Raw genomic sequence first — 18,607 nt, 5'->3', positions numbered from 1 at the left:
TCGCGGCCGGGCCGTTCCATCAGCACGCCAGCAGCACGGGGGATCGACACAGTGAACACCCAAGCGCCCTGGGCCCGGGCTTCCGGCCCGGCCCGCCCGGGCGAGGTCCACCGGGCCGGGCACCCGTCGCCCACCACGCCCTCCGCGTCGGCCGACGCGCGTCCTCGCCCCGAGCTCCCCGAGGCAGCCTCATGACACTCCCGCAGCCCGCCGCCACGCCCGAGCCGGCCGACGCCGAGCCGACCGCCGTTGTGCCGGCCCCCGCCGAGCCGGCCGCCGCCGAACTGCCGCTGGACCGGCCGCACCCCGCCCACCGCGACCTCCGCGCCGGCTCGGTCCCCCTCGCCCTCCCGGCCGCTTCAACGGCCGTGCTGCGCAAGCTCGGTGAGGAGTGCGGAGCCGGTCTCCCGGCCGCCGCGCTCGCCCTCTACCTGACCCTGCTGCACCGGTACGGCGGCCAGTCCGGGCTGACCGTCGCGGTGACCAACGGCACCGGGGTGACCACGGCGGTCCGCGCCGAGGCCGACGGCAGCTTCCGCGACCTGGTCCGGGTGGCGGCCACCGCGCTGTCGCGCGCCGAGCAGGCCACCGTCACCACCGCCGGGCAGCTCGCGCCGGGCTTCCACTACCTGCCCGCGCCGAGCACCTCCCCGGAGAGCGACCCGGAGGCCGGGCCCGAGACCACCGCGTACGACCTGGACCTGCGGCTCCGCGAAGCGGACGGCGGGCTGACCGGCCGTCTGGTCTTCGCCGCCGACGTCCTCGACCCCGCCACCGCCCGCCGCGCGGTGGAGCACCTGCTCCGCCTCCTCGACGGGGCGGCCGCCGCCCCGGACGCGCCGGTGGACAGCCTCCCGCTGCTCACCGCCGAGGAGGAGGCCACCGTCGCCGCGCTGAACGGCGTCCCCGGCGAGCCCACCGAGCTGGGTTTCCACCAGCTCTTCGAGGAGCAGGCCGCCCGCACCCCCGACGCGGTCGCGGTCCGGTCCGAGGGCGCCGCCCTCAGCTACCGCGAACTCAACGAGCGCGCCAACCAGTTGGCCCACCTCCTGACCGAGCTCGGGGTCGGCCCCGAGGTGACGGTGGGACTGTGCGCCGACCGCGACGTCCGCCTGCTGGTGGCCGTACTCGGCATCCTCAAGGCCGGCGGCGCCTACGTCCCGGTGGACCCGAACGACCCGCCCGCCCGGCGGGACGCCATCCTGGCGGACGCCGCCGTCCGGGTCGTGGTGGCCACCGCCCCGCTGGGCGGCACCGGGCACCGGGTGGTCGAACTCGACGCCGGCTTCGAGGTGCTGACGGGCCGTCCGGCCGAGGACCGGCTCCCCGGGCGGCTCCCGGTCGCCGACGACGCCGCCTACCTGCTCTACACCTCCGGCTCCACCGGCACGCCCAAGGGCGTGGTCATCGAGCACCGCCAGCTGGTCGCCTACACCCGCGCCGTGCTCCGCCGGCTCGGCGTCGACGGGCCGCTCTCCTTCGCGATGGTGCAGCCGCTGACCGTGGACTCCAGCGTCACCGCCTTCGCCCCACCGCTCCTCACCGGCGGCCAGGTCCACCTGATGTCCCGTGAAACCGCCCTGGAAGCCGGGAAGTTGGCCGACTGGGCGCAGACCTGGGGCGTCGACGTCCTGAAGATCGCCCCCTCCCACCTGCGGGCCCTGCAGTCCTCGCCGCGCTTCGCCGAGCTGCTGCCGCGCCGCCTGCTGGTGATCGGCGGCGAGGCCTCCGACTGGCGCTGGCTGCGCGCGCTCCAGCGCCTGGTGCCGCACTGCCGGGTCTTCAACCACTACGGCCCGACCGAGACCACCGTCGGCGTGCTCACCCTCGCCGTGGCCGACCACCCGGAGGCCGGGTGGGAGACCGCGCCGATCGGCGTCCCGCTGCCGGGCACCCGGGCCCACGTGGTGGACCCGGCCGGCCGCCCCACGCCCGTCGGCGTGGCCGGCGAGCTGCTGATCGGCGGCGACAACCTGGCCCGCGGCTACCACCGCCGGGACGACCTCACGGCCGCCGCCTTCGTGCCCGACACCCTCGGTGGCGGGCCGGGCGCCCGGCTCTACCGGACCGGCGACATCGTCCGCCGGCTGGCCGACGGGACGATCGCCTTCCTCGGGCGGCGCGACGACCAGATCAAGGTCCGCGGCTTCCGGGTCACCCTGGGCGAGATCGAGGCCGCGCTGAAGAGCCACCCCGGGGTGCGCCACGCCATCGCCGTCGTCCGCGAGGACACCCCCGGCGACCGCCGGGTGGTGGCGTACGTCGAGCCACACGAACTCCCCTCCGGCAAACCGGAGTTCGACCCCACCGCGTTCGACCCCTCCGCATTCGACACCGCCGGTCTGGACCGGCACCTGCGGGAGCGGCTCTCCCCGCACATGGTCCCGCAGGCGGTCGTGGTGCTGGAGCGGCTGCCGCTCTCCGGCCACGGCAAGGTCGACCGCGGCCGGCTGCCCGAGCCCGCCGCGCCCGCCGCCGTCTCCGCGCCGCTGCCGCCGCGCGGCGAGCTGGAGCGGCTGGTGGCGCGGGTCTGGCAGGAGGTCTTCCGCGCCGAGGCGGTCGGCACCGACCAGAACTTCTTCGACCTCGGCGGGCACTCCCTGCTGATGGTCGAGCTGCACCACCGGCTCCGGGCGGCCACCGGCCGCGAGATCGAGCTGCTCGACCTGTTCCAACACACCACCGTCCGGGCCCAGGCCGAGCTGCTCTCCGAGCAGGGCCGGGGCCAGGGGCCGGCCCCGGCCGCCCCCGCGCGCGGCAGGGGAGTTCAGCAGAACGCCCTGCTGAAGCGCCGCCGTCAGCAGCTGGAAGCGAAGCGAGGTCACCATGAGTGAGTACGAGTACGAGGACGGGCTGGACATCGCCGTCGTCGGCATGGCCGGCCGCTTCCCCGGTGCCCGGTCGGTCGAGGAGTACTGGGGCAACCTCAAGGCGGGGGTCTGCTCCGTCACCCGCTTCACCGAGGAGGAGCTCGCCGCCCGGGGCGTGGACGCCGCCACCCTCGCCGACCCCGACTTCGTCGGCGCGGGCTACGTGCTGGAGGACGGCGAGAAGTTCGACGCCGCCTTCTTCGGCTACTCCCCGCGCGAGGCCGAGCTGATGGACCCTCAGCACCGGGTGCTGCTGGAGTGCGCCTGGGCCGCGCTGGAGAGCTCCGGCCACGACGCCGAGGGCGACGACGGCCTGGTCGGCGTCTACGCGGGCGCGGGCAACAACACCTACCTGCTCTTCAACATCGCCACCCAGCCCGGCGCCGCGCAGCTGCTCGGCGACAAGCAGACGGTCATCGGCAACCGCCCGGACTTCCTCGCCAGCCGGGTCTCCTACAAGCTCGGTCTGGAGGGCCCCGCCCTCAACATCCAGTCCGCCTGCTCCACTTCGCTGGTCGCCGTGGTCGAGGCCTGCCAGGCCCTGCTGGCCTACCAGTGCGACACCGCACTGGCCGGCGGCGTCGCCGTCGACGGCACCCGGGGCAAGGGCTACGTCTACCGCCCGGACGGCATCTTCTCCCCCGACGGCCTCTGCCGCACCTTCGACGCCGCCGCGCAGGGCACGGTGGGCGGCGACGGCGTGGGCATGGTGGTGCTCAAGCGCCTCAAGGACGCGGTCACCGCCGGCGACCACATCCACGCGGTGATCAAGGGCTCCGCGCTGAACAACGACGGCTCGCGCCGGGCCGGATTCAGCGCACCCAGCGCCGCCACCCAGGCCGCCGCCATCTCCACCGCGCTGGCCAACGCCGACGTGCCGGCCGACAGCATCGGCTACGTGGAGCTGCACGGGACGGCCACCATCCTCGGCGACCCGATCGAGTTCTCCGCCCTGGCCTCGGCCTACTCCGGTGTGGCGCCGGGGAGTTGTGCCCTCGGCTCGGCCAAGACCAACATCGGCCACCTCGACTCGGCGGCCGGTGTCGCCGGGCTGATCAAGGCCGTGCTGGCCGTGGAGCACGGCCAGCTGCCGCCCACGCTGCACTTCGAGAAGCCCAACCCCCGGATCCAGCTGGACGGCAGCCCGTTCCACCTCAACACCGAGCTGCTGCCCTGGCCGGAGCGCGAGGGCCCCCGGCGCGCCGGGGTGAGCTCCTTCGGTCTCGGCGGCACCAACGCCCACGTCATCCTGGAGCAGGCCCCCGAGCTGCCGCGCGCGCCCCGGCCCGCCGACGGCGCCGAGGGCACCGAGCAGCTGCTGGTGCTCTCCGCCAAGAGCCCCGAGGCGCTGGAGACGGCCACCGACCGGCTGCACGACCACCTCCGCGCCCACCCCGAAATCCCGCTGGCGGACGTCGCGTTCACCCTCCAGCAGGGCCGCCGGGCGTTCCCGTTCCGGCGGATGCTGATCGCCGGGAGCACCGAGGAGGCGCTGTCGGCGCTGGACGCCCGCGACGACGGCCGGCTGCTCAGCGCCAACGCCTCCGCGGCCGCGCACCGCCCGGTGGCCTTCGTGTTCACCGGCTTCGGCACCCAGTTCCCCGGCATGGCGCGCCAACTCCACGCCCAGGAGCCCGAGTTCAGGGATGCCCTGGACGAGTGCGCCGAGCTGCTGGAGCCGCTGCTCGGCACCGACATCCGCGAGCTGCTGCTCAGCGCCGAGGCGCCGGCGGCCGAGGCCGCCGCTCCCGGCCAGGCCTTCGACTTCCGCAAGCTGCTCCTCCAGCCGGAGCGCAGCGAGCACCCGCTGGACCAGCCCCGTCTGGGCTACCCCGCGGTCTTCGCCCTGGAGTACGCGCTGGTCCGGCTCTGGGCCTCCTGGGGCGTCGAGCCCCAGGTGATGATCGGTCACAGCCTCGGCGAGTACGTCGCGGCCTGCGTGGCCGGGGTCTTCTCGCTGCCCGACGCGCTGCGCCTGGTCGCCGAGCGCGCCCGGCTGATCGAGGCTCAGGGCGAGGGCGCGATGCTGGCCGTGCCGCTCTCCGAGGAGGCCGCGGCCAAGTACACGGACGCCGAGGTCTGCCTCGCCGCGGTCAACGGGCCGCAGACCTGCGTGCTCTCCGGCACCGTCGAGGGCATCGACCGGGTGACCCGCGAACTGCTGGAGGCCGGCATCGCCGCCCGGCAGCTGACCACCCGCTTCGCCTTCCACTCCCCGATGATGGACCCGGTCGTCGCGCCCTACGCCGAACTGGTCCGCTCGGTACGGCTAAACGCCCCGAAGGTGCCCTTCGTCTCCAACCTCAGCGGCACCTGGATCACCGACGCGGAGGCCACCAGCCCCGAGTACTGGGCCCGGCACGTCCGGGAGGCCGTGCGCTTCGCGGACGGCCTGGCCACCCTGTGGTCCGTCCCGGACGTCGTGCTGGTCGAGGTCGGCCCCGCGCCGACGCTGACCCCCGGCGCCCTCCAGCACCCCGCCGCGGCCGGCACCGACCGGGTGGTGGTCTCCTCGCTGCCCGGCACCTTCCTCGGGCAGAGCGACCGCACCTCGCTGCTGCGGGCGGCCGGCCGGCTCTGGCTGGCCGGGCTGGAGCGCCCCTTCCCGCCCGTGCGGGACGCCCGGCGGGTGCCGCTCCCGACCTACCCGTTCGAGCGGCGGCGCTACTGGCTGGAGCCCGGCGCCGCGCAGCCGGCCGGCGGTTCGGCCCAGCAGCGGCGCGGCACCCTGCCCGAGTGGTTCTACACGCCGTCCTGGCAGCGGCTGGCCGCCGCCCCGCTGCCCGACCCGGCGGTCCTCGCCGCCGAGAGCTGGCTGGTCTTCGCGGACGAGTCCGGTGTCGGCCGCGCACTGGCCGAGCGCCTCGAAGGCCTCGGCGCCACCGTGCACACCGTCCGGCGCGGCACCGACTGGAGCCGCCCGGGCGAGCGCGCCTACGTGCTCGACCCGGCCCGGCCCGAGCACTTCGTCCGGCTCGCCGAGGCGCTGCGCGCCGAGGGCCCGCTGCCCGGCCGGACGGTGCACTGCTGGAGCGTCGGCGAGGACGCCGGCCGCTCCACCGCGCCCGAGGACGTGCGGGCCCTGCTGCACCGCTCCTTCGACAGCCTGGTCCACTGGGTCCAGGCCACCGAGGCCGAGCTGATGACGCGTCAGCAGCGCTGGGACGTGCTCTCCACCGAGGTCTGCTCGGTGCTCGGCGACGAGCCGCTCAGCCCGCCCAAGGCGACCGTGCAGGGCCTGTGCAAGGTGCTGCCGCAGGAGTACCCCTCGCTCAGCTGCGTCCGGTTCGACCTGCGCCTGGACGGCCCGGAGGCGGCGGCCGGGGTGGTCGACCAGTTGCTGGCCGACCTCGCCGCCGCACCCGGCGAGCGCACCCTCGCGCTGCGCGGCCGGCACCGCTGGGCGCCGGCCTACGTGAGCGGCGCACCGGCCGTGCGGGCCGACGCCGCCGTCCGCCCGGACGGGGTGTACCTGATCACCGGTGGCCTGGGGAAGATCGGCCTGCTGATGGCCCGTGCCCTCGCTGACCGGGCCGCGGTGCGGCTGGTACTGCTCGGCCGCACCGGCCTGCCGCCCCGGGAGAGCTGGGACGAGCCGCACCACCCGGAGGCCGTCCGCTCGGCGATCCGTGCCGTCCGGGAGATCGAGGCGCTCGGCTCCACCGTCCTGGTGACCGCCACCGACGTCTCCGACCTCGCGGCGATGACCGCGCTCAAGGAGCGCGTGCTGCGGGAGCTCGGCCCGGTGGCCGGCCTGCTGCACTGCGCCGGCACCACCGGCACGGCGGCCCACCGCGAGGTCGCGGTGCTGGGCGCCGAGGAGGCGTCCTGGCACTTCGGGCCCAAGCTCTACGGCACCCAGGTGCTCCAGGAGGTGCTGGCCGACCAGGAGTTGGACTTCGCGATCATCAGCTCCTCGATCGCCGCCCTGCTCGGCGGGCTCGGCTTCGGCGCCTACGCCGCCGCCAACGCCGCGCTGGACGTCTTCGCCCAGCGCAACCACAGCCCTGCGCTGCCCTGGACCAGCGTGGACTGGGAGGCCTGGTACTTCTCGAACGCGGACCGGGCCGACTCGGAACTCGGCGTCGCGGTCCGCGAGTTGGCGCTCACCCCGGCCGAGGGCCGACAGGTGTTCGACGCCCTGCTCGACGCGGTGCCGCAGCCGCAGATCGTCACCTCCACCGGTGACCTGACCCTGCGCCAGGAGCTCTGGACCGACCCGGTGGCCGACACCCCGGCCCCGGCCGCCCGCCACGAGCGCCCCACCCTGCGCAACCCCTACGTCGCCCCCAACGGCGAGACCGAGCACCGGGTGGCGGAGATCTGGCAGGAGCTGCTCGGTGTGGAGAGCGTCGGCGTCCAGGACAACTTCTTCGAGCTGGGCGGCAGTTCGCTCCTCGGCCTCCAGGTCGTGCACCGTCTGCGTCAGGAGCTGGCGGTGGCCGTCCCGCTGACCATCGTGTACGAGGGGCCGACCGTGCGCACCCTCGGCGCCCTCGTCGACGACCTGAGGGCGGCGCGATGATGGCCGGCGACAACCGCATCGCCATCGTCGGGATGGCGGGGCGCTTCCCCGGTGCCGGGGACCTGACCGAGTTCTGGGCGAACCTGCGCGACGGCGTCGAGTCGATCCTCCCGCTCGGCGACGAGGAGCTGGCGGCCGCCGGGGTGGCCCCCGAGCTCTTCGGCCGGCCGGACTACGTCAAGGCCGCGCCCGCCTTCCGCGGGAGCGAGCTCTTCGACGCGGAGTTCTTCGGGTACACCGCCCGCGAGGCGGAGGTGATGGACCCTCAGCACCGGCTCTTCCTGGAGACGTCCTGGGCCGCCCTGGAGGACGCCGGCTACGACGCCGCCCGCTACGACGGCACCGTCGGCGTCTTCGGCGGCGCGGGTGCCAACCGCTACGTCCAGCACGTCTACTCGCAGCAGCAGATCGTGGACACCCTGGGGCAGACCCAGATCCTGGTCGCCAACGAACTCGGCTTCCTGGCCTCCCGGGTGTCGTACAAGCTCGACCTCAAGGGCCCGGCGATCTCGCTGCGCGCCGCCTGCTCGACCGCCCTGGTCGCCGCGCACACGGCCTGCCGGAGCCTGCTCGCCGGGGAGTGCGACCTCGCCCTGGCGGGCGGCGTCCACGTCGACCCGAACCCGGGCACCGGCTACCTGCACCAGGACGGCTCCTTCGTCTCCCCGGACGGGCACGTCCGCCCGTTCGACGCGGACGCCCGGGGCACGGTCTTCGGCTCCGGCGTCGGTCTGGTCGTGCTCCGGCGGCTGGCGGACGCGCTGGCCGACGGCGACACCGTCCACGCCGTGATCAGGGGTTCGGCCGTCAACAACGACGGTGCGGTGAAGGTCGGTTTCACCGCACCGAGCGTCAGCGGCCAGGCCGCGGTCATCTCGGCCGCCCTCGACAGCGCGGGCCTGACCCCCGCCGACATCGACTACGTCGAGGCGCACGGCACCGGGACCTCGCTGGGCGACCCGATCGAGGTGCAGGCCCTCACCCGGGCATTCGGCACCCAGGGCTCCTGGGCGCTCGGCTCGATCAAGGCCAACGTCGGCCACCTGGACGCGGCGGCCGGGATCGCCGGCTTGCTGAAGACCACCCTGGCGCTCGAGAACGAGCTGCTCCCCGCCTCGCTCAACTACACCCGGGGCAACCCGGACATCGACTTCGCCGGCGGCCCGTTCCGGGTCCAGGCCGAGGCGGCGCCGTGGCCGCGCGGCGAGGGGCGCGTGCGGCGCGCCGGCATCAGCGCCTTCGGCTTCGGCGGCGCCAACGCCCACCTGATCCTGGAGGAGGCACCGGCCACCGCGCCGTCCGCCCCGGGGACCCGGCCGACCGAGACGCTGGTGCTCTCGGCCCGCACCGCGCAGGCGCTGGAGCAGGCCACCGACCGCCTCGCCGCCCACCTGCGCCGCGAGCGGCCCAACCTGGCCGACGCCGCCCACACCCTCGCCACCGGCCGCCGCGAGTTCCCGTACCGACGCACCGTCACCGGTCTCGGCACCGAGGCCGTCGCCGCCGCCCTGGAGACCCGCGACCCGGCTCATGTGACGACCGGTCACGCGACCCGGGAGGCGGCGCCGATGGTCTTCCTGTTCAGTGGTCAGGGTTCGCAGCACGGCGGCATGGCCCGTGACCTCTACGAGCGCGAGGACGTGTTCCGCGCGAGCGTCGACGAGTGCGCCGAACTCCTCAAGGGCGAACTCGACGGCGAGGACATCCGCGAGATCGCCTTCGGCAAGGACGAACGCCTCAACCAGACCCGGTGGGCCCAACCCGCCCTCTTCGTCATCGAGTACGCCCTCACCCGGCTCTGGGCCTCCTGGGACATCACCCCCACCGCGATGCTCGGCCACAGCCTCGGCGAATGGACCGCCGCCTGCGTCGCCGGCGTCTTCACCCTCCCCGACACCCTGCGCCTCGTCGCCCTCCGCGGCCGCCTGATGCAGGCCCAGGCCCCCGGCGCCATGCTCAACATCATGGCCGACCGCACCAGCATCGAAGCGGCCCTCACACCCGACCTCTCGCTGGCCGCCCACAACGGCCCCCGCGACTGCGTCGTCTCCGGCCCCCACCACGCCATCCGAGCCTTCAGCGTCCTGGCCGAGGAACGCGGCTGGGCCACCCAGCCCGTCGCCACCTCCCACGCCTTCCACTCCACCCTCATGGCGCCCATGACCGAGGAGTTCCGCGCGGCCGTCGCCGACGTCCCCCGCCAAGCACCGGCCGTCCCCTTCGTCTCCAACCTCACCGGCACCTGGATCACCGACCAGCAGGCCACCGACCCCCACTACTGGGCCGACCACATCCTCGCCACCGTCGAATACGCCACCAGCGTCGGCACGGTGGCCGCAGAGCCGGGCGCCGTCCTGCTGGAGATCGGCCCGGGCCAGACCCTGAGCAGCCTCGCCCGCCGCATCCTCGCCGGCACCGACACCCAGGCCACCACCCTCGCCTCGCTCCCCCACAAGCGCGACCGCCGCACGCCGTCGGAGGCGATCCAGCGCACCCTCGCCGCACTCTGGCTCACCGGCACCACCCCCAACTGGACCACCTACCACGCCGACCAGCAACGCCGCCGCATCCCCCTCCCCACCTACCCCTTCCAACACAAGCGCTACTGGCTGAACCGGCAGAGCGCGCCGCAGGCCGCCGTCGCCACGACCGCCCGCCGGGAAGACCTCCGGGAGTGGTTCTACGCCCCGTCCTGGCAGCGGGCGGCCCTCCCCGCCGGGGAGCAGCCGGACGCGACCCGGCACTGGCTCGTGCTCGCCGACGGCCTGGGCGTGGGCGAGGCGGTGACCGAGCGGCTGCGCGCCGCCGGAGCCACCGTCAGCGTGGTGACGGCGGAGGGCTCCTGGGCCGACCGGGGCGACGGCCGCTATGCCGTCGACCCGACCGAGGGCGCCGACTACGACCGGCTGATCGGCGCGCTGCGGGACGGCCCGGCCGGCCTGCCGACCCGGATCGTGCACGGATGGAGCGTGACCGCGCCGGGCGAGGAGGGCTCCCTCCGGCACGGGTTCGAGAGCCTGATCCTGCTCGCCCAGGCCCTGGTCCGGCACCCGGACGAGGAGCCGCGGCGGCTCTGGGTGCTCAGCAACGGGCTGCACGACGTCACCGGCACCGAGCGGCTCTCGCCGCTCAAGGCCACCCTGCTCGGCCCGTGCCGGGTGCTGCCCCGCGAGCTGCCGGGCACCACCTGCCGCAGCGTGGACCTGGACTGCACGACGGCCCCCACCGTCGGCGAACTCACTCTCCTGATGGCAGAGTTGGCGGCCGAGCCGGAGCCCGGAACCGAGACCGTGGCGCACCGCGGCGGCCACCGCTGGTCCCAGCACTACCTGCCGCAGCCGCTGCCCCGCCAGGACCGCGCGCCGGTGGTGCGCGAGGGCGGGGTCTACCTGGTCACCGGCGGCACCGGCGGCCTCGGCCTGGCCCTGGCCGGGCACCTCGCGGCGGCGGGGGCACGGATCGCCCTCACCTCGCGCACCGAGCTGCCCGAGGCCGCCGAGTGGGACTCCTGGCTGGCCCGCAACCCGGGCACCAGCCGACTCGTCCGCACCGTACGGGAGTTGGTCCGACTGCGGGACGCGGGTGCGGAGCTCCTGGTGCTGCAGGCCGACGTCGGCGACCGGGCGGCGATGGGCGAGGCGGTCCGGCGGATCACCGAGCGCTGGGGCACCGTCCACGGCGCCTTCCACACCGCCGGGGTGGCGGGCGGCGGCCTGATCCAGCTCAAGGACCTCCGGGCGGCGGCCGAGGTGCTGCGCCCGAAGGTGACCGGCACCCTGGTGCTCGAAGAGGTGCTGGCGGGGCAGGAGTTGGACTTCCTGGTCCTGTTCGGCTCGAACGGTGCCAACATCGGCAGCGTCGGGCAGGTGGACTACTGCGCCGCCAACTCCTTCCTCGACGCCTTCGCCCAGGACCGGGGCCGCACCCGGCGGGTGGTCACGATCGACTGGGGCCCGTGGCGGGAGATCGGCATGGCGGCCGGCACCACCACACCCTCCGGCTTCGAGGAGGCGGACTCGGCGCACCGCGCCATGTCGGCCGCCGAGGGGCTGTGGGCCCTGGACACCGTCCTGGCCGGTGTCCCGGGGTCGCAGGTCATCGTGTCGCCCGCCGAGCTCTCGGCCCTGTTCGCGAACGCCTTCTCGCTGGACCGGGAGCCCGCCGCGGAGGCCCGCACGGCCGCCGCCACCCACCAACGGCCGGACATCCTCACCGAGTTCGTGGCGCCGCGCACCGAGACCGAGCGCACGATCTGCGAGGTGTGGCAGGACCTGCTCGGCATCGAGCGGGTGGGCATCCAGGACAGCTTCTTCGACCTGGGCGGCAACTCCCTGATCGCGATCCAGCTGGTCGGCACCGTCAACTCCCGGCTGGGTACCCGGCTGACCCTCGGCGACCTGTACGAGGGCCTGACGGCCGCCCATCTGGCGGGCCTGACCGAGAAGCCCGTCCAGCAGACAACAGGCAACGACCTCAAGGCACTTGAGGACCGCAGAGAGAAGATGCAGCGGCGGCGTCAGCACCAGCAGCAGCGGCGTCGCACGGCAAAGGGCGAATGATGACCACTGATGACTTCACCGACCTCCCGGCCCGGGACGGCATCGCCATCGTCGGGATGGCGGGGCGCTTCCCCGGCGCCGGGGACCTGACCGAGTTCTGGTCCAACCTGCGCGACGGCGTCGAGTCGATCGTCCCGCTCGGCGACGAGGAGCTGGCGGCCGCCGGGGTCGACCCCGAGCTCTTCGGCCGGTCCCACTACGTCAAGGCCGCCCCGAAGTTCGAGGGCATCGGTCTCTTCGACGCGGAGTTCTTCGGGTACACCGCCCGCGAGGCCAAGATCATGGACCCGCAGCACCGGCTCTTCCTGGAGACGGCCTGGGCCGCCCTGGAGGACGCCGGCTACGACGCCGCCCGCTACGACGGCACCGTCGGCGTCTTCGGCGGCGCCAGCACCACGGCCTACCTCGGGAACATCCTGAGCAACCTGGAGCAGGGCGAGGCGATCAAGGGCGAGAACGTCGGCCTGGGCTTCGAACTCGCCTTCCTGACCAGCCGGGTGTCGTACAAGCTGGACCTGCGGGGGCCGAGCTTCCCGGTCCAGACCGCCTGCTCCAGTTCGCTGGTCGCACTGCACACCGCCTGCCAGAGCCTGCTGAACTACGAGTGCGACATGGCCCTCTCGGGCGCGGTCTCCTACAAGGTGCCGGAGAACACCGGCTACCTCTACCAGGAGGGTGCCTTCCTCTCCCCGGACGGGCACATCCGCCCGTTCGACGCGGACGCCCGGGGCACGGTCTTCGGCAACGGCGTCGGCGTGGTGACCCTCAAGCGGCTGGAGGACGCGCTCGCCGACGGCGACACCGTCCACGCCGTGATCAGGGGTTCGGCCGTCAACAACGACGGTGGGGTCAAGGCGAGTTTCACCGCGCCGACCGTCAGCGGCCAGGCCGCGGTGATCGCCGAGGCGATGTCCGTCGCGGAGCTCGAGCCCGAGGACATCGACTACGTCGAGGCGCACGGCAGCGGCACGGTGATCGGTGACTCGATCGAGGTGCAGGCCCTCTCCCGGGCCTTCAGCGACGGCGGGTCCTGCTCGATCGGCTCGATCAAGGGGAACGTCGGCCACCTGGACGCCGCGGCTGGGATCGCCGGTCTGCTGAAGACCACCCTGGCCCTGCGGAACGAACTGCTGCCCGCCTCCCTGAACCACGTCCGGGGCAACCCGGACATCGACTTCGCCGGCGGCCCGTTCCGGGTCCAGGCCGAGGCGGCGCCGTGGCCGCGTACCGAGGGGCGCGTGCGGCGCGCCGGCATCAGCGCCTTCGGCTTCGGCGGCACCAACGCCCACCTGGTCGTCGAGGAGGCGCCCGAGGTCGAGCCCTCCCCGGCCGGCTCGCGTCCGACCGAGACGCTGGTGCTCTCGGCCCGCACCGCGCAGGCGCTGGAGCAGGCCACCGACCGCCTCGCCGCCCACCTGCGCCGCGAGCGGCCCAACCTGGCCGACGCCGCCCACACCCTCGCCACCGGCCGCCGCGAGTTCGCTCACCGGCGCACCGTCACGGCGGGGGACGTCGAGAGCGCGGCGGCCGCGCTGGAGGCGCGTGACCCGGGCAATGTGACGACCGGTCAGGTCACGGGTGGCGCCGGGCCCCTGGTGTTTCTCTTCAGTGGTCAGGGTTCGCAGCACAGCGGCATGGCCCGTGACCTCTACGAGCGCGAGGACGTGTTCCGCGCGAGCGTCGACGAGTGCGCCGAACTCCTCAAGGGCGAACTCGACGGCGAGGACATCCGCGAGATCGCCTTCGGCAAGGACGAACGCCTCAACCAGACCCGGTGGGCCCAACCCGCCCTCTTCGTCATCGAGTACGCCCTCACCCGGCTCTGGGCCTCCTGGGACATCACCCCCACCGCGATGCTCGGCCACAGCCTCGGCGAATGGACCGCCGCCTGCGTCGCCGGCGTCTTCACCCTCCCCGACACCCTGCGCCTCGTCGCCCTCCGCGGCCGCCTGATGCAGGCCCAGGCCCCCGGCGCCATGCTCAACATCATGGCCGACCGCACCAGCATCGAAGCGGCCCTCACACCCGACCTCTCGCTCGCCGCCCACAACGGCCCCCGCGACTGCGTCGTCTCCGGCCCCCACCACGCCATCCAGACATTCACCACCCTCGCCGAGGAACGCGGCTGGGCCACCCAGCCCGTCGCCACCTCCCACGCCTTCCACTCCACCCTCATGACCCCCATGACCGAGGAGTTCCGCGCGGCCGTCGCCGACGTCCCCCGCCAAGCACCGGCCATCCCCTTCGTCTCCAACCTCACCGGCACCTGGATCACCGACCAGCAGGCCACCGACCCCCACTACTGGGCCGACCACATCCTCACCACCGTCGAATACGCCACCAGCGTCGGCACGGTGGCCGCAGAGCCGGGCGCCGTCCTGCTGGAGATCGGCCCGGGCCAGACCCTCAGCAGCCTCGCCCGCCGCATCCTCGCCGGCACCGACACCCAGGCCACCACCCTCGCCTCACTCCCCCACAAGCGCGACCGCCGCACCCCCACCGAAACCATCCAGCGCACCCTCGCCGCCCTCTGGCTCACCGGCACCACCCCCAACTGGACCACCTACCACGCCGACCAGCAACGCCGCCGCATCCCCCTCCCCACCTACCCCTTCCAACACAAGCGCTACTGGCTGGAGCCCCAGGCCCCGCAAGCCGTGGTCCAGGACTCACCCGGCCCGAATCCGCTGCTGGACCAGGTGCTGCTCCGCACCATGGGCCAGTCGGTCTTCCTCACCGAGTTCTCGCTGGAGCGGCACTGGGTGCTCGCCGAGCACAAGCTGCTCGGCGAGGCCATCGTCCCCGGGACCACCTACCTGGAGATGGCCCGCGCCGCCGCCACCACGCACTTCGGCCGGCCGGTCACCGAACTCCGGGACGTCACCTTCCTGGTCCCGCTGCTGGTGCAGGAGGGCGTGCCGCGCACCGCGCACACCACCGTCCGTGAACTCGACGACACCGAGGCCGAGTTCACCGTCGCCAGCCACGACCCGGTCGGCGACCGCTGGACGGTGCACGTCCAGGGGACGGTCGGCGTGCGGCCGCACACCGCGCCCGCTCCGCAGCAGGACGTGGAAGCCCTGCGCGCGCTCTGCTCCCTGGAGAGCGTGGACATCGCCCTGCGGCAGAGCGAGCACAAGGTGATGGACTTCGGCGACCGCTGGCGGCTCAGCCTGCCGACCGTGCACGTCGGTGTCCGGGCCGCCCTCGGCGTCCTGGACCTGCCCGCGCGGTACCTGTCCGAGTGCGAGGACCACCCCCTCCACCCGGCCCTGCTGGACCAGGCCACCGGATTCAGCGGCTTCGCCGTCCTGGAGACCGCCGAGGATCGCCAACTCGCCTTGGGCGACCGGGACTTCTTCCTTCCGGTAGGCTACGACTCGCTGCTGCTGCACGGCCCGCTGCCGGCCCGGGGGCTGAGCTTCACCCGGCCGCACCCGGGCTACGAGGCCAACGCGGAGTTCCGCAAGGTCGACGTGGTGATCTTCGACGAGTCGGGGGCCACCGCCGCCGAGATCCGCGGTTTCACCGTCAAGCGGGTCACCGACGCCGCGCGCACCGTCGCCCGGCTGCGCCCGCACTCCCGTCACCACGGCCTCCGCTGGGTGCCGGCTCCGGCGGACGCAGCCGCGGACTCGGCGCCCTCGACGACGCCTGCCCGGGTCCTGGTCATCGGCGAACAGGGCGGTGTCGGTGGTGAGTTGAGCGAGGCTCTGCGCGCTCGCGGCATCACCGTCACCGAGGCGCTGCTGGCCGCCGACTGGCGGCAGGACGCCGCGGGCCGGTACGAGCTGCCGCCCACCCCGGAGGGCTTCGGCCGGCTGCTGGACGCCCTCGGCGCGGACTTCCCGGAGGAGGTCGTACACGTCGCGGCCCCCGCCGACGGCGCCGTCCAGCAGGACCTGGCGCTGCTGGAGACCCGGCTCGACCACGGCGTCCACAGCCTGTTCCACCTGGCCCGCGGTCTCTCCGAACGAGGCCTGGCCCCAAGCCGGTTGAGCGTGGTCGCGCCCTCGGTGGCCAGGGTGACCGGCACCGAGCGGGAGACCGCGCCGGTCCACTCGACGCTCTTCGGCCTGGCCAAGGTGATCGGCCAGGAGTACGACTCCACCGAGGTGTTCTGCCTCGACATCGCGGCCGACACCGGCGCCGAGGCGGTCTGCGCCGAGCTGCTGGGCTCCCGGACACCGGCCACCGTCGCCCTGCGCGACGGGCTCCGGTACGTCGCGGAACTGGCGCCGGTCGACCTGCGGGAGCGCCCGCGCGCCCTGCCGGTCCGTCAGGACGGGGTGTACCTCGTCACCGGCGGCCTGGGCGGGCTCGGGCTGGCGGTCGCCCGCCACCTGAGCCGGACCGTGCCGGGCGTGCGCCTCGCCCTGGTCGGCCGCACCCAACTCCCGCCGCGCGAGCGGTGGGACGAGGTCACCGACGCCAGGCTGCGCGGGCAGATCGAGGCGCTGCGGGCCCTGGCCGCCGACGGCGCCGAGGTGCGCGGCTACTCCGCCGACGTCACCGACCCGGAGGCCGTGCGGGCCGTGGTCGCCGCCGTCCGGGCCGAGCTCGGTCCGATCGGCTGCGTCGTGCACGCCGCCGGGGTGGCCGGCGACGGCTTCCTGTTCCGCAAGGAGCCGGACACCTTCCGGCGTACGCTGAACCCCAAGGTGCTCGGCGCCACCGTGCTGGACCTGGTGACCCAGGACGACCCGCCGGAGTGCATGGTCACCTTCGGCTCCACGGTGGCGGTCTTCGGAGCCGCCGGGCAGGGCGACTACACTGCCGCCAACAGCTACCTGGACCACTTCGCCGAGCAGCGCTCCGCGCGCGGCCGGCGTACGGTGACGGTCGACTGGAGCGACTGGCTGGACACCGGGATGGCCTTCGACCACGGTGTCCGGCGGGACCAGGGCTTCTTCCGCTCGGTGTCGGTCGAGGACGGTCTCGCCAGCTTCGAGGAGATCCTCGCCGCGGACTGCACCACGGTGATCGTCGGCGAGATCAACTACCCGAAGCTGGGCGGCTCCCAGGGTCTCACCGAGCTGCTCGGCCGCGCACCGCTGGTGCTGGCCGCCCCGATCCGGCAGGCCCTGGCGGCCGCCCGGAGCGGCGCGGACGGGTCCGCCCCGGCGGCCCAGGACGCTCCGGCCGACGGCGCTCCGAAGCTCTTCGGCAACGAGAGCGGCGAGTACGGCGACACCGAGCGCGCGCTGGCCCGGATCTGGGCCCGCGAGCTGGACCTCACCGAACTCAACGTGCGGGACAGCTCGTTCGCCCTCGGGGTGGACTCGCTGGCCGCCCTGCGGATCGCCCAGAGCATCCAGAAGACCATGAACCTCCGGGTCTCCATGGTGGACCTGTTCCGGTACACCACCATCGCGGACCTGGCCGTCCACCTGGACACCAGGGACCCCCAGGGCTGACCGGCCGCCCCTCCCACCCCCCTTCCAACGCACAAAGGCGGTAACCCCCGTGAGCATCCGAACCGTAGGCGTGATCGGCGCAGGCACGATCGGCCGTGGCGTCGCCCAGTCCTTCGCGGAGTCCGGGTTCGAGGTGGTCCTCGTGGACATCTCGCAGGCCCAACTCGACAGCGCGGTCGGCCAGATCCGCCGTGACCTGCTGGTCCAGCCGATGCTGCTCGGCCGGCCGCTGAAGGAGGACGCCGCCACCATCGCGGCCCGCATCACCACCGCCACCGAGCTGGAGGCGCTGGCCGAGGTCGACTTCGTGGTCGAGAACGTCACCGAGAACTGGGACGTCAAGCGCGAGGTCTACCAGCGGATCGACACCATCTGCCGCCCCGGCGTGATCTTCGGCGTGAACACCTCGGCCGTGCCGATCACCCGGGTGGGCTCGGTCACCGGCCGTCCGGGCGAGATCCTCGGGCTGCACTTCATGAACCCGGTCCCGATGATGGCCGCCGTCGAGGTGGTCAACGGCCACTTCACCAGCGAGGAGACCATGAGCACCACGCTCGGTCTGCTGGCGGAGATGGGCAAGGAGGGCATCGTCGTCCAGGACGCCCCCGGCTTCATCACCAACCGGGTCCTGATGGTGACCATCAACGAGGCCGTCTTCTGCGTCCAGGAGGGCATCGCCTCGGCCGAGGACGTCGACAAGATGTTCCGCGGCTGCTTCGGCCACAAGATGGGCCCGCTGGAGACCGGCGACCTGATCGGCCTCGACACGATCCTGAACTCGATCACGGTCATGTACGAGAGCTTCAAGGACAGCAAGTACCGCCCGGCCCCGCTGCTCCAGAAGATGGTCGACGCCCGACTGCTCGGCCGCAAGACCGGCCAGGGCTTCTACAGCTACTGACTCCCCCTCAACCACCCAAGGAGACACCTGAGATGACGAACGACGACGCACGCGCCCGGGTCCGTGAGTTCCTCGCCCCGCAGCTGAACGGCCAGCCGCTGGCCGACGGCGACGACTTCTTCGCCCTCGGCTACGTCAACTCCCTGTTCGCGATGCAGCTCGCGCTCTTCGTGGAGAAGGAGTTCGCCCTGACCCTCGGCCCGGCCGACATGGACTTCGACAACTTCCGCACCGTCGACGGCCTGGTCCGCCTGGTCACCTCCCGCACGGCGGCGGCCACCGCCTAGTCAGCCCCCGGGCGCGGGGGGGGGCCCCCCCCCCCCCCCCCCCCCCCC

General features: G+C 73.8%; 6 protein-coding genes. All 6 read left to right on the top strand.

Features of this window, described 5'->3' with window-relative positions; translation table 11 throughout:
- The first annotated feature begins 191 nt into the window (after positions 1–191).
- The 6 genes from ACZ6ZR_RS08810 to ACZ6ZR_RS08785 are packed head-to-tail and all read left to right on the top strand — an operon-like array spanning position 192 to position 18,559.
- On the top strand, positions 192–2,834 hold the full coding sequence (locus ACZ6ZR_RS08810) for a non-ribosomal peptide synthetase (protein WP_465640837.1): 2,643 nt from the start codon (positions 192–194) through the stop codon (positions 2,832–2,834).
- Positions 2,827–7,395 carry a type I polyketide synthase gene (locus ACZ6ZR_RS08805; RefSeq protein WP_465640835.1) on the top strand — a complete coding sequence of 1,523 codons (4,569 nt, stop codon included), beginning with the start codon at positions 2,827–2,829 and terminating at the stop codon, positions 7,393–7,395. The genes ACZ6ZR_RS08810 and ACZ6ZR_RS08805 overlap by 8 nt, the downstream gene beginning before the upstream one ends.
- Positions 7,392–11,954 carry a type I polyketide synthase gene (locus ACZ6ZR_RS08800; RefSeq protein ID WP_465640833.1) on the top strand — a complete coding sequence of 1,521 codons (4,563 nt, stop codon included), beginning with the start codon at positions 7,392–7,394 and terminating at the stop codon, positions 11,952–11,954. Before ACZ6ZR_RS08805 ends, ACZ6ZR_RS08800 begins: the two co-directional genes overlap by 4 nt.
- Positions 11,951–17,371, top strand: a complete 5,421-nt coding sequence (locus ACZ6ZR_RS08795; protein WP_465640831.1) for an SDR family NAD(P)-dependent oxidoreductase — start codon at positions 11,951–11,953, stop codon at positions 17,369–17,371. Before ACZ6ZR_RS08800 ends, ACZ6ZR_RS08795 begins: the two co-directional genes overlap by 4 nt.
- A 49-nt stretch (positions 17,372–17,420) precedes the next feature.
- Positions 17,421–18,272 carry a 3-hydroxyacyl-CoA dehydrogenase family protein gene (locus ACZ6ZR_RS08790; protein ID WP_465640829.1) on the top strand — a complete coding sequence of 284 codons (852 nt, stop codon included), beginning with the start codon at positions 17,421–17,423 and terminating at the stop codon, positions 18,270–18,272.
- A 32-nt stretch (positions 18,273–18,304) separates the two neighbouring features.
- The gene (locus ACZ6ZR_RS08785; RefSeq protein ID WP_465640827.1) at positions 18,305–18,559 is read left to right on the top strand and encodes an acyl carrier protein; all 255 of its coding nucleotides are present in this window, start codon (positions 18,305–18,307) and stop codon (positions 18,557–18,559) included.
- Positions 18,560–18,607: the final 48 nt, after the last annotated feature.

The organism is Kitasatospora sp. NPDC088742, from assembly GCF_055584905.1.
Note: the sequence above shows the minus strand (reverse complement) of the source record. Positions and strands in the feature narration are given on the sequence as shown.

Excerpts from the sequence above, each read along its gene's own strand:
- ACZ6ZR_RS08785 (WP_465640827.1), top strand. The coding sequence starts at position 18,305 with ATGACGAACGACGACGCACGCGCCCGGGTCCGTGAGTTCCTCGCCCCG.
- ACZ6ZR_RS08810 (WP_465640837.1), top strand. The coding sequence starts at position 192 with ATGACACTCCCGCAGCCCGCCGCCACGCCCGAGCCGGCCGACGCCGAG.
- ACZ6ZR_RS08805 (WP_465640835.1), top strand. The coding sequence starts at position 2,827 with ATGAGTGAGTACGAGTACGAGGACGGGCTGGACATCGCCGTCGTCGGC.
- ACZ6ZR_RS08800 (WP_465640833.1), top strand. The coding sequence starts at position 7,392 with ATGATGGCCGGCGACAACCGCATCGCCATCGTCGGGATGGCGGGGCGC.
- ACZ6ZR_RS08795 (WP_465640831.1), top strand. The coding sequence starts at position 11,951 with ATGATGACCACTGATGACTTCACCGACCTCCCGGCCCGGGACGGCATC.